The sequence below is a fragment of the Pseudomonas sp. NPDC047961 genome, from assembly GCF_050272435.1.
Lineage (GTDB): Bacteria > Pseudomonadota > Gammaproteobacteria > Pseudomonadales > Pseudomonadaceae > Stutzerimonas.
The window spans coordinates 463996-475703 of sequence record NZ_JBNNMD010000001.1 but is presented as its reverse complement, the minus strand read 5'-3'; the positions used below and the strand labels follow the sequence as shown (position 1 = coordinate 475703).

The following is an 11708-nucleotide window of genomic DNA, read 5'->3' as shown; positions in this document are numbered from 1 at the left end:
GCGCGGGACGCTGTCAGTGTTTCGGCTGCACAGATTGCCGGCGCTAGGGTGCGGCGGCATAATGTAGCCCTTTTTCTCAGCCCCTACATGTTGGAAGGAACTGCCCGTGACTCAGAAGCCCGACCAGTGTCTTGGTGAATGGATTGATCGAGAAGCCCTCGCCGAAGCGATGATTCCGCTGATTGGTCAGCTGTATCGTAACAACAACGTGGTGACTTCCATCTACGGCCGTGGGTTGATCAACCGTTCGGTCATCGCTCTGCTCAAAGCGCATCGTTTCGCTCGTCACCGTCAGGCTGACGAAGCCGAGCTGTCCGTCAACGAAACCCATCAGATCCTCACGACCATGAGCCAGATGGACCTTGGCGCCGCTTCGGTGGATCTGGGTAAAGTCGTGGCGAAGTTCAAGGCCGAGGGCAACGGCCGCAGCCTTGATCAGTTCGTGCGTGACGAACTCGCTGAAGTTGCTGGCAAGCGCAACACCACCGGCGTCCATAAGGGCACCGACGTCGTGCTCTATGGCTTCGGCCGGATTGGTCGCTTGCTCGCCCGCATTCTGATCGAGAAGACGGGCGGCGGTGATGGCCTGCGTCTGCGGGCGATCGTCGTGCGCAAGGGTGCTGAAAACGACCTGGTCAAGCGCGCCAGCCTGCTGCGACGCGACTCGGTTCATGGTCCGTTTGAAGGCACTATTCATATCGATGCAGAAAACAACACCATCACCGCCAACGGCAACCTGATTCAGGTGATCTACTCAAACGACCCGTCTTCTGTGGATTACACCCAGTACGGTATCGAGAACGCCTTGCTGGTCGACAACACCGGTAAGTGGCGTGACGCCGAAGGCCTCAGCCAGCACCTGAAGTGCCCGGGTGTTGCGCGCGTGGTGCTGACAGCGCCAGGCAAAGGTGAGCTGAAGAATATTGTCCATGGCATCAACCATGGCGAGATCACCGATGACGACAAGATCGTTTCGGCTGCTTCATGTACCACCAACGCCATCGTGCCGGTGCTCAAGGCGGTGAACGACCAGTACGGCATCGTCAACGGTCACGTCGAGACCGTTCACTCCTACACCAACGACCAGAATCTGATCGACAACTTCCATAAGGGCAGTCGTCGTGGTCGTAGTGCTGCGCTGAACATGGTCATCACCGAAACCGGCGCTGCGACAGCTGCCGCCAAAGCGCTGCCCGTGCTGAAAGGCAAGCTGACCGGTAACGCCATTCGCGTGCCGACGCCAAACGTCTCGATGGCCATCCTCAACCTGAACCTGGAAAAGGCCACGAACCGCGAAGAGATCAACGAGTACCTGCGCCAGATGGCCATGCATTCGGATCTGCAGAAGCAGATCGACTACGTCAATTCGCAGGAGGTTGTTTCGAGCGATTTCGTCGGTTCCCGTCACGCCGGCGTGGTGGATGCGGAGGCAACGATCTGCAGCGACAACCGTGTCGTACTGTATGTCTGGTATGACAACGAGTTTGGATACAGCTGCCAGGTGGTGCGCGTGATGGAAGACATGGCTGGGGTTAATCCGCCTGCCTTCCCGCGCTAAACACGTAGGTTTAGCCGCAAATAACGGGAGCTTCGGCTCCCGTTTTCGTTTTTGGGTTCCCCATAAGGCGCTGCGCTCGACGGCCTGTACTCGAACCGTCAATAGTCGGTTACGGATGACCGCTTGTCTTGAGTCAAAAAATTGGAAGACCTTGGGTGGTCAGTCGCGGGTCGTGGCCTCTATAATCGGGCGGATTTCTACCTGGGCCCGTGGCATAGCGTCGCGCCGGTATACGTTTCGGTGTGCGTCGTGCAATTCGACTTTCAGCTAAATCGCTGGGCCCGTAAAAAAGTCTTTTAAAATCAGTGGTTAGGCGAGCCGATGATCAATATAAAACGTGGGCTAGATTTGCCCATTGCAGGTGCGCCGGCGCAGCGTATCGAGGCCGGAAGGCCCGTGCGAAGCGTCGCCGTAGTAGGGTTTGATTACCCTGGCATGAAACCGACCATGGAAGTTCAGGTCGGTGATCGCGTGAAATTGGGGCAGGTACTGTTTTCCGACAAGAAGACACCTGGCGTCCATTTCACCGCGCCTGGGGCTGGTGTGGTCGCTGCGATTCATCGTGGCGAGAAGCGCGTCCTGCAATCGGTCGTCATCGATTTGGAAGGTGCCGAAGAGGTCGCTTTCAATCAGTACGGCTCAGCTGAGCTGGAAGGCTTGGGTGACGAGAAGGTTCGTGAGAACCTGCAGCAGGCCGGTCTTTGGGCTGCGTTGCGCACTCGCCCGTATAGCAAGGTTCCGGCTATCGATGCTGTGCCTAGCTCAATTTTCGTTACTGCCATCGACACTCATCCGTTGGCTGCCGATCCGGCAGTGATCATCGCCGAGCGAGCTGCTGATTTCGAAGCAGGTCTAAAGGTTCTCGGCAATCTGGGTAAGCTGTTTCTGTGCAAAGCCGAAGGCGCTTCGCTGCCCGGCGAGCAGATTGCAAAGGTTCAGACTGAGAGCTTTGCTGGTCCGCATCCTGCCGGTCTGGCCGGTACGCATATTCATTTCCTGGATCCGGTCAGCGCTTCCAAAAGCGTGTGGGCAATTGGTTATCAGGACGTCATCGCGATCGGTGCGCTGTTTCTGACTGGCAAGCTGTCGGTGGAGCGCGTGGTTTCGTTGGCCGGCCCGGTCGTCGAGACACCGCGTCTGGTGCGCACCCGGCTGGGTGCCAATCTCGATGAATTGACCGCTGGCGAGCTGCAGCCTGGCGCAAACCGTGTCGTCTCTGGATCTGTCCTGGGCGGTCGTACCGCGCATGGCGCTTTCGCCTTTCTCGGTCGTTACCACCAGCAGGTCTCTTGCCTGCGTGAAGGTAAGGAGCGGGAGATGTTGCACTACCTGCGCGCCGGTAGTGACAAGCACTCGATCCTCAACATCTATATCTCCAAGCTGATGGGTGGCAAGAAGTTCGCCTTCTCCACGTCCACCAACGGCAGTCCTCGAGCCATGGTTCCAGTCGGTAACTACGAAGAGATCATGCCGCTCGACGTGCTGCCGACTCAATTGCTGCGCTCCTTGATCATTGGGGACACCGAGGTTGCGCAGAAATTGGGCTGCCTCGAGCTGGATGAAGAAGACTTGGCGTTGTGCACTTACGTCTGTGCTGGCAAGTACGAGTACGGCCCGATCCTGCGAGACAATCTGACCCGTATCGAGAAGGAGGGTTAAAGAATGGGCATTCGCGAATTCCTCGACAAGATCGAGCACAACTTCGAAAAGGGCGGCAAGTACGAGAAGTGGTACGCGCTCTACGAAGCGGCGGACACATTCCTCTACCGTCCGGGCAGCGTCACCAAGACCACCGCCCACGTGCGTGATGGTATTGACCTGAAGCGGATGATGATCACCGTCTGGCTCTGCACCTTTCCTGCGATGTTCTTCGGTATGTGGAACACCGGCTACCAGGCCAACCTGATCTATGCACAAAGCCCGGATCTGCTTGCAGCTCAGGACGGCTGGCAGTTTGCAATGATCAGCGCGTTGGCGGGTTTTGACCCATCCAGTGCGTGGGATAACTTCATCCAGGGCGCGGCGTACTTCGTCCCGGTTTATGCGGTCACCTTTATCGTTGGTGGCTTCTGGGAAGTGCTCTTCGCTTCGATCCGCAAGCATGAGGTCAACGAAGGCTTCTTCGTTACCTCGGTTCTGTTCGCGCTCACGCTGCCGCCCAGCATTCCGCTGTGGCAGGTCGCGCTCGGCATCAGCTTCGGTATCGTGATCGGCAAGGAAATCTTCGGCGGCACCGGTAAGAATTTCCTCAACCCCGCGCTGACCGGCCGTGCGTTTCTGTTTTTCGCCTACCCGGCGCAAATGTCCGGCGACGCTGTTTGGACCGCGGTCGACGGCTATGCCGGTGCTACTGCGCTGAGCCTGGGTTTCGCCGGTGGTATAGAAAACGTCGTAGAGAGCGGCATTACCTGGATGGACGCGTTTGTCGGCACCATTCATGGTTCGCTTGGTGAAACCAGTACGCTGGCCATCTTTATCGGCGGCGCGGTACTGCTGGCGACCAAGATCGCATCGATACGTATCGTTGCCGGCACCATGATCGGCATGATTGCATTGAGCTCGCTGTTCAATCTGATCGGTTCGGACAGCAATCCCATGTTCGCCATGCCGTGGTACTGGCACATGGTGGTGGGTGGCTTTGCCTTCGGCTTGATCTATATGGCCACCGACCCGGTTTCGGCATCCATGACCAACACCGGCAAGTGGGTCTTCGGCATCTTCATCGGGGTGATGGTGGTGCTGATCCGTGTAGTCAACCCGGCCTTCCCTGAGGGCATGATGCTGGCAATTCTATTCGCCAACCTCTGTGCACCCTTGATTGACCACTTTGTCATTCAGGCCAATATCAAGCGGAGGCTGGCGCGTAATGTCTAGTCAAAAAGAATCCACTGTCCGTACGTTGATAGTGGCCCTGCTGGTTTGTCTGGTGTGCTCGGTGTTCGTCGCCGGGGCGGCTGTTGCGCTGCGTCCGACACAGCTGGAGAACCGTCAGCTCGATAAGCAGCGCAGCATTCTGGCGATTGCCGGGCTTGGTGAGGCCGGTATGTCAGGCGCCGAGGTGAAGGCGCTGTATAAAGAACGCATCGTAGCCAAGCTGGTCAATCTCGAGACTGGCAAGTTCAGCGACGAGTTCGATCCAAACACCTTCGATCCACTGGTTGCTGCAAAGGACCCGCAGCTGTCCGATGCACTGCCGTCAGAACAGGACATCGCTTCGATCAAGCGCCGTGAGAAGTACAGCGTCGTGTATATCGTCGAAACCGAAGGTGAACTCGATACTTTGGTGCTTCCAGTGCGTGGCTACGGTCTCTGGTCGACGCTCTATGGTTTCCTTGCCCTTCAGGAAGATCTGAATACCGTGGCGGGTCTCGGCTTCTACCAGCACGGTGAAACACCAGGCCTGGGTGGCGAAGTCGACAATCCAAAATGGCGCAGCCTCTGGAACGGAAAGAAGCTGTACAAAGAGGATGGTGAGCTGGCGATCCAGGTCGTCAAAGGCGGAGTCGATCCGCAGAGCCCGAAAGCCGACCATCAGGTCGATGCGCTTGCCGGCGCGACGCTGACCAGTAATGGAGTCAACAACCTGCTGCATTTCTGGCTGGGTGAGAACGGCTTCGGTCCTTTTATCGCTAACCTGCGCGCTGGGGAGGCTTGAGTATGTCGCAACCTACTATTAAGGAAGTCCTGTTCAATCCGGTCTTCAACAACAACCCCATCGGCCTGCAGATCCTCGGGATCTGCTCGGCGCTGGCGGTTACCTCCAACCTGAAAACAGCGCTGGTGATGTCCGTCGCGCTGACCTTGGTGGTGGCGTTCTCCAATCTGTTCATCTCAATGATCCGTAGCCAGATTCCAGGCTCTATCCGCATGATTGTGCAGATGGTGATCATTGCGTCGTTGGTGATCGTGGTTGACCAAGTCCTTAAGGCCTACGCCTTCTCGCTGTCCAAACAGCTGTCGGTGTTCGTCGGACTGATCATCACCAACTGCATCGTGATGGGCCGTGCCGAGGCGTTTGCCATGCAGAACCCGCCGGTACTCTCGTTCTTCGACGGTATCGGAAACGGTCTTGGTTACAGCGCCATGCTGATCGTGCTCGGTATCGTCCGCGAACTGTTCGGCGCGGGTAAGTTGATGGGCTATACGATTCTCCCAGTGGTCAATGACGGCGGCTGGTACCAGCCCAACGGCTTGTTGCTGTTGCCTCCGTCGGCGTTTTTCCTGATCGGCATGATCATCTGGGGCATTCGCACTTGGAAGCGTGAGCAGGTCGAGAAGCCGGCCTTCAAGATGGCACCACAAGTCTCGAACAAGGAGGCTTACTAATGGAGCATTACATCAGCCTGTTCGTCCGCGCCGTGTTCATCGAAAACATGGCCCTGGCGTTCTTCCTCGGCATGTGTACCTTCATCGCTATTTCGAAGAAGGTGGAAACGGCCATCGGTCTTGGCATCGCGGTCATCGTGGTGCAAGCCATTACCGTACCGGCCAACAACCTGATCTACGCCTACCTGCTCAAGGCCGGTGCGTTGTCCTGGGCTGGTCTGCCTGAGGTCGATCTGAGCTTCCTCGGTCTGCTCAGCTACATCGGCGTGATCGCGGCCATCGTGCAGATCCTCGAGATGCTGCTCGATAAGTACGTACCCAGCCTCTATAACGCCCTTGGTGTGTTCCTGCCGCTGATTACCGTGAACTGCGCCATCATGGGTGGCACGCTGTTCATGGTCGAACGTGACTACAACCTCGGCGAAAGCGTGGTGTATGGCGTGGGCTCGGGCTTGTCCTGGGCGCTGGCCATTGCGCTGCTGGCTGGTATTCGCGAGAAGCTTAAATACAGCGATGTGCCAGACGGTCTTCAAGGTCTGGGAATCACTTTCATCACCATCGGACTGATGTCGCTGGGCTTCATGTCTTTCTCTGGCGTACAGCTGTAAGGACGGGATGAACTGATGAGTTACGAAATTTTCCTCGCCATCGGCATGTTCACCGCCATCGTGCTTGCATTGGTTGTGATGATCCTCGCCGCGCGCGCCAAGCTGGTATCCAGTGGCGACGTGAGCATCGAGATCAACGGCGAACGCACCATTACGGTTCCGGCTGGCGGCAAGCTCCTGCAGACGTTGGCGGCCAATAACATCTTCCTTTCCTCTGCCTGCGGCGGTGGCGGCACCTGCGCTCAGTGCAAGTGCATCGTCGAGAGCGGTGGTGGTGAGATGCTGCCGACTGAGGAGTCTCATTTTACTCGCCGCGAAGCGGGCGAAGGCTGGCGCTTGTCCTGTCAGACGCCCGTCAAAGCGAACATGCAGATCGAAGTGCCGGAAGAAGTGTTCGGCGTAAAGAAATGGGAATGCACCGTACTGTCCAACCCCAACGTGGCGACCTTTATCAAGGAACTGACGTTGAAGTTGCCTGAGGGTGAGAACGTCGATTTCCGTGCTGGCGGTTATGTGCAGTTGGAATGCCCGCCGCATGAGGTCCGTTACAAAGACTTCGATATTCAGGAGGAGTATCGCGGCGACTGGGACAAGTTCAATCAGTGGAAGTACGTGTCAAAGGTCGAGGAGACCGTGATTCGTGCCTACTCGATGGCGAACTACCCGGAAGAAGTTGGGCTGGTGAAATTCAATATCCGTATTGCTTCGCCGCCACCCGGTAAAGACGATCTGCCACCTGGCCAGATGTCCTCTTGGGTGTTCAGTTTGAAACCCGGCGACAAGGTGACCGTGTATGGGCCGTTCGGCGAGTTCTTCGCCAAGGACACCGATGCGGAAATGGTCTTCATCGGCGGCGGTGCGGGTATGGCGCCGATGCGCTCCCATATCTTTGATCAACTCAAGCGTTTGAAGTCCAAGCGCAAGATGAGCTTCTGGTACGGCGCTCGCTCTATGCGCGAGGCCTTCTATGTCGAAGAATATGATCAGCTGCAGGCCGAGAACGATAACTTCCAGTGGCATCTGGCTTTGTCCGATCCGCAACCGGAAGACAATTGGGAAGGTCCGACCGGGTTCATTCATAACGTGCTGTACGAGAACTACCTGAAGGGTCATCCGGCGCCTGAAGATTGCGAGTTCTACATGTGCGGACCGCCAATGATGAACGCGTCGGTGATCAAGATGCTGACCGACCTGGGCGTTGAACCGGAGAATATCCTGCTCGACGACTTCGGCGGCTAGCATGCCTAAAGCGTTACTACGGCCCGTCTTCGTTGTCGCCTTGGCGGCAGCCCTGACGGGCTGTCTGTTTCAGGAGAATGTGGATAGCTTCGGCGGGCCGACCATGGGCAGCACCTATTCGGTGAAGTACGTGGCCGGGGACGCCGCGGTTTCCAAAGAGCAGCTGCAAAACGAGACGGATGCGATTCTGGCCGAGATCGACAGCCAGATGTCTACGTACCGTGCTGACTCGGATATCGAGACTTTCAACGCGCTTCCTGCTGGCACCTGCATGGCGATGCCCGAGGGGGTTCTGGAGCTCTTCCGGGCCGGCCAGCAGCTATCGGAGGAAAGCGAGGGCGCTTTCGATCTGACGGTCGAGCCGTTGCTCAATCTCTGGGGCTTTGGCCCAAAGGGTTCCGGTGAGCGCATCCCCTCTGCAGATGAGATTGCCCAGGCGCGTAAAAATATGGGGCATCGGCATCTTCGTATCGAAGGCGCGCAGCTCTGCAAAGATGCTGCCGTACAGATTGATTTCAACAGTATCGCTGCAGGCTATGCAGTGGACCGCGTAACCGCAAATCTCGAGGCTTCCGGTGTCCGCCGTTACCTTGTGGAGATCACCGGAGAGCTCAAGGCCCTCGGTCGTAAACCCGACGGGGTACCCTGGCGTATTGCAATCGAGGCGCCGCATGACAATGAGCGAGTAGCGCAGCGAATTGTCGAGCTTGACGGCCTTGGGGTGTCCACGTCAGGTGACTATCGCAACTATTTCGAGCGAGACGGCAAGCGCTATTCGCATACGCTTGATCCACTGACTGGTGCGCCGATCAATCATCACCTGGCGGCCGTGACGGTTGTCGATCCCTCGACATTGCGGGCAGATGGGTTGTCTACTGTGTTAATGGTGCTTGGGCCCGAGCGTGGCCTGGCATATGCGGCGGAGCGAAACATTGCAGCGTTCTTCGTGATTCGTGAAGGACAGGAATTCATTAGCAAAAGCACTGAGGCCTTTGATGAGCTATTCGGTGCGGGAGTAAGCAAATGACTTGGTTGATCGTGTTTCTGGTCATGTTGCTGGTGGTCTTCGGTATGTCCATCGGCGTAATCATGGGTCGCAAGCCCATTGCAGGCTCCTGTGGGGGCATCGCCAATCTTGGCATCGAGAAGGAATGCTCGATTTGCGGCGGTAGCCGTGAGAAGTGTGAAGAGGTGAAGCAAGAGGCGAACCACGGTGACAAAGCAGATCTCGCATACGACGCGACCAGACGCTGATAGCCGTTTTTGATCGAAAGGCCGGGGATATCTAGCGCTCCCGGCGTTGGTTTTTGCATGCAGTGCTGGTGCGACCCATGCATCGGCGCGACGATCCAGGCGGCGGTGCGTCGATAGCAACTTCCGCCACCCGGTTTTACCGAATTCGTTAACAGCGGCAGGGCTGCCTGCTGCGTGGTCTGGGGTGAATATGGCTGTCTACAATTACGATGTGGTGATACTGGGCTCGGGCCCTGCCGGCGAAGGCGCGGCGATGAACGCGGTCAAAGCTGGGCGCAAGGTCGCCGTGGTTGATAGCAGGCCACATGTGGGTGGTAACTCGACCCATCTTGGGACTATCCCGTCAAAAGCGCTGCGCCACTCGGTGCGGCAGATCATGCAGTACAACACCAATCCATTGTTCCGTCAGATCGGGGAGCCCCGTTGGTTTTCGTTTCCCGACGTCCTGAAAAGTGCCGAAAGCGTCATCGGTAAGCAGGTGACTTCCCGCACTGGGTATTACGCGCGTAACCGCATCGATATCTTCTTCGGAACCGCAAGTTTTGCCGACGAGCAGACCGTGGAAGTGGTCAGTGCCAATGGCATGGTTGAAACCCTGGTGGCCAACCAGTTCATCATCGCGACAGGCTCACGGCCCTATCGCCCCGATGATGTCGACTTTACCCATCCCCGTGTCTATGACAGTGACACCATTCTTACGCTGAGTCACACACCGCGTCGTCTGATCATCTACGGAGCCGGTGTGATCGGCTCAGAGTACGCATCGATCTTTAGTGGTCTCGGTGTCTTGGTTGACTTGATCGACAACCGCGACCAGCTGCTCAGCTTCCTCGACGATGAAATCTCCGACGCGCTGAGCTATCACCTGCGTAACAACAACGTACTCATCCGTCATAACGAGGAGTACGAGCGTGTGGAAGGTGTGGATAACGGCGTGATCCTGCACCTTAAGTCGGGCAAGAAGATCAAGGCTGATGCTTTCCTCTGGTGTAACGGCCGAACCGGCAATACCGACAAGCTCGCCCTGGAAAACATCGGTCTCAAGGTCAATAGCCGCGGCCAGATCAAGGTCGACGAGCACTACCGCACTGACGTCGGAAATATTTACGCGGCTGGCGATGTAATTGGTTGGCCATCGCTAGCGAGTGCCGCTTACGATCAGGGGCGCTCGGCGGCAGGTAGCATCGTGGAGAACGACAGCTGGCGTTTTGTCGATGATGTGCCCACCGGCATTTACACCATTCCGGAGATCAGTTCGATCGGTAAGAACGAACGTGAACTGACCGAAGCGAAGGTGCCATACGAAGTGGGCAAGGCTTTCTTCAAAGGCATGGCGCGCGCGCAGATTTCAGCCGAGCCGGTCGGCATGCTGAAGATCCTCTTCCATCGCGAGACGCTGGCGGTGCTAGGCGTGCATTGCTTCGGCTATCAGGCATCGGAGATCGTGCACATCGGTCAGGCGATCATGAACCAGCCGGGCGCGGCGAACACGATCAAGTATTTCATCAATACCACCTTCAACTACCCGACCATGGCCGAAGCCTATCGCGTGGCCGCTTTCGACGGGCTAAACCGGCTTTTTTGAGCGGCTCCGACCGGTGGCCTGAGCCGGTCGGAGAAGATACCCGAGGCTGGCGGTGGCCTAATCGGGAAAGTTTTTAAGGCAGGTTGCCGGGCCGCCAATGAGGCGGCCTCGCTTTATGCGTTGCGCAGCGTCGTGACGGCAAGGCCGGGATAGTCAGTGATCAGGCTGTCGACGCCGAAATCCGCAAGGCGACGCATCAGAGCCGGCTCATTGACCGTCCAGACCGATACATGAAGGCCGAGTTGGCGGGCTTTGGCGATTCGTTCGGGTGTGCATAGGGTCCATTTCAATGCCAGTAGCGAGCAGTCGTACTGCTTGGCAACTTTCAGCGGGTCGAGCCAGGCGTACTCGGCCACCAGGCCGCAGGACAACTCAGGTGTCAGCCGTTTCAAGGCCCTGAGCACTTCCCTCGAACCGGATGTGACGGTAATCCGCTCGGTCAGTCCATGGTGCTCAGCCAGTGCCTTGATCGCCAGGACAGTCCGTGCGGCGCGCACCCTCGAAGCGCTTTTCACTTCCAACTGCCAATGCTCGAAGTCGCACTGCTCAAATAGCTCCGCTAGGCGCGGGATGGGACAGGGGTGTTTCCAGTGGGGGCCGCTGTGGCGCGCGTCGTACTGGATCAACTCGTCTGCATCACGCTCGACGACCTTGCCGCGTCGCCCCGTGGTGCGTTTGAGCGTGGGGTCATGGATGACCATCAGCTCGCCATCTTTTGACAGGTGCAGGTCGAGTTCGCATCGGCGCACGCCATGGGCGAGGCACTGCTTGAAGCCGGCCAGGGTGTTTTCAGGCGCTTCGCCCTTGGCGCCGCGGTGGCCATAGATAAGCGTCACGGTTGTCTCTCTGATTGCAATGATGTGGAGCGTCGGTGATGAATAACGCTGTTGATGACCCGGTTGCCCTCGAAGTAGACAGAAAAATCGCGGTAATCCCAACGAGTGATAGGTGGCTGACCGACAGCTGCGTGCTCCTCATCGGCTAAGCCAAAACGATCAAGTACATCGATTTTCGCATCGCCGCGGCTGGGCAGCTGAAGGTCGGCCGGGCCTTGCTGGCCGACCGGAATTTTGATGTCTTCGGCGCGTGCCGACGTGTTCAGGCTGAAAATCAGCAGTAAGAGCAGAAAAGGGCGCAT

At 57.4% G+C, this 11708-nt stretch carries 12 protein-coding genes; 10 read left to right on the top strand and 2 right to left on the bottom strand.

Features of this window, described 5'->3' with window-relative positions; genetic code table 11:
- Positions 1-106 precede the first annotated feature (106 nt).
- The 10 genes from ACQKIK_RS02255 to sthA all read left to right on the top strand — a co-directional run bounded on the left by ACQKIK_RS02255 (position 107) and on the right by sthA (position 10570).
- Positions 107-1558 (top strand): glyceraldehyde-3-phosphate dehydrogenase, encoded by a 1452-nt coding sequence (locus ACQKIK_RS02255; protein ID WP_073300785.1) that lies wholly within the window; start codon positions 107-109, stop codon positions 1556-1558.
- A 321-nt stretch (positions 1559-1879) separates the two neighbouring features.
- The gene (locus ACQKIK_RS02250; RefSeq protein ID WP_499134600.1) at positions 1880-3217 is read left to right on the top strand and encodes a Na(+)-translocating NADH-quinone reductase subunit A; all 1338 of its coding nucleotides are present in this window, start codon (positions 1880-1882) and stop codon (positions 3215-3217) included.
- 3 nt (positions 3218-3220) lie between these two features.
- Complete coding sequence (locus ACQKIK_RS02245) at positions 3221-4432, top strand: NADH:ubiquinone reductase (Na(+)-transporting) subunit B (RefSeq protein ID WP_499134598.1); 1212 nt, start codon at positions 3221-3223, stop codon at positions 4430-4432.
- Positions 4425-5213 carry a Na(+)-translocating NADH-quinone reductase subunit C gene (locus ACQKIK_RS02240; protein ID WP_073300782.1) on the top strand — a complete coding sequence of 263 codons (789 nt, stop codon included), beginning with the start codon at positions 4425-4427 and terminating at the stop codon, positions 5211-5213. Before ACQKIK_RS02245 ends, ACQKIK_RS02240 begins: the two co-directional genes overlap by 8 nt.
- A complete protein-coding gene (locus tag ACQKIK_RS02235; protein WP_172830720.1) occupies positions 5210-5884 on the top strand; it encodes an NADH:ubiquinone reductase (Na(+)-transporting) subunit D in 675 nt (224 codons plus the stop codon). Before ACQKIK_RS02240 ends, ACQKIK_RS02235 begins: the two co-directional genes overlap by 4 nt.
- On the top strand, positions 5884-6492 hold the full coding sequence (gene nqrE / locus ACQKIK_RS02230) for an NADH:ubiquinone reductase (Na(+)-transporting) subunit E (protein ID WP_073300781.1): 609 nt from the start codon (positions 5884-5886) through the stop codon (positions 6490-6492). The genes ACQKIK_RS02235 and nqrE overlap by 1 nt, the downstream gene beginning before the upstream one ends.
- A gap of 12 nt (positions 6493-6504) precedes the next feature.
- The gene (gene nqrF / locus ACQKIK_RS02225) at positions 6505-7731 is read left to right on the top strand and encodes an NADH:ubiquinone reductase (Na(+)-transporting) subunit F (protein WP_417775851.1); all 1227 of its coding nucleotides are present in this window, start codon (positions 6505-6507) and stop codon (positions 7729-7731) included.
- 1 nt (position 7732) lies between these two features.
- Positions 7733-8758: an FAD:protein FMN transferase gene (locus tag ACQKIK_RS02220; RefSeq protein ID WP_499134597.1), complete on the top strand. Its 1026-nt coding sequence runs from the start codon at positions 7733-7735 to the stop codon at positions 8756-8758.
- Entirely contained in the window at positions 8755-8985 is a 231-nt protein-coding gene (gene nqrM / locus ACQKIK_RS02215) for a (Na+)-NQR maturation NqrM (protein ID WP_241530572.1), read from the top strand. Before ACQKIK_RS02220 ends, nqrM begins: the two co-directional genes overlap by 4 nt.
- Positions 8986-9175: 190 nt before the next feature.
- Positions 9176-10570, top strand: a complete 1395-nt coding sequence (gene sthA / locus ACQKIK_RS02210; protein WP_045428875.1) for a Si-specific NAD(P)(+) transhydrogenase — start codon at positions 9176-9178, stop codon at positions 10568-10570.
- Positions 10571-10683: 113 nt separating this feature from the next.
- Here sthA and ACQKIK_RS02205 read toward each other — a convergent pair whose 3' ends face one another.
- Both ACQKIK_RS02205 and ACQKIK_RS02200 read right to left on the bottom strand, forming a co-directional pair.
- Positions 10684-11406 (bottom strand): glycerophosphodiester phosphodiesterase, encoded by a 723-nt coding sequence (locus ACQKIK_RS02205; protein WP_046161981.1) that lies wholly within the window; start codon positions 11404-11406, stop codon positions 10684-10686.
- Complete coding sequence (locus ACQKIK_RS02200) at positions 11403-11708, bottom strand: hypothetical protein (RefSeq protein WP_046161980.1); 306 nt, start codon at positions 11706-11708, stop codon at positions 11403-11405. Before ACQKIK_RS02200 ends, ACQKIK_RS02205 begins: the two co-directional genes overlap by 4 nt.

Excerpts from the sequence above, each read along its gene's own strand:
- ACQKIK_RS02250 (WP_499134600.1), top strand. The coding sequence starts at position 1,880 with ATGATCAATATAAAACGTGGGCTAGATTTGCCCATTGCAGGTGCGCCG.
- ACQKIK_RS02245 (WP_499134598.1), top strand. The coding sequence starts at position 3,221 with ATGGGCATTCGCGAATTCCTCGACAAGATCGAGCACAACTTCGAAAAG.
- ACQKIK_RS02240 (WP_073300782.1), top strand. The coding sequence starts at position 4,425 with ATGTCTAGTCAAAAAGAATCCACTGTCCGTACGTTGATAGTGGCCCTG.
- nqrE (WP_073300781.1), top strand. The coding sequence starts at position 5,884 with ATGGAGCATTACATCAGCCTGTTCGTCCGCGCCGTGTTCATCGAAAAC.
- ACQKIK_RS02220 (WP_499134597.1), top strand. The coding sequence starts at position 7,733 with ATGCCTAAAGCGTTACTACGGCCCGTCTTCGTTGTCGCCTTGGCGGCA.
- nqrM (WP_241530572.1), top strand. The coding sequence starts at position 8,755 with ATGACTTGGTTGATCGTGTTTCTGGTCATGTTGCTGGTGGTCTTCGGT.
- sthA (WP_045428875.1), top strand. The coding sequence starts at position 9,176 with ATGGCTGTCTACAATTACGATGTGGTGATACTGGGCTCGGGCCCTGCC.
- ACQKIK_RS02200 (WP_046161980.1), bottom strand. The coding sequence starts at position 11,708 with ATGCGCCCTTTTCTGCTCTTACTGCTGATTTTCAGCCTGAACACGTCG.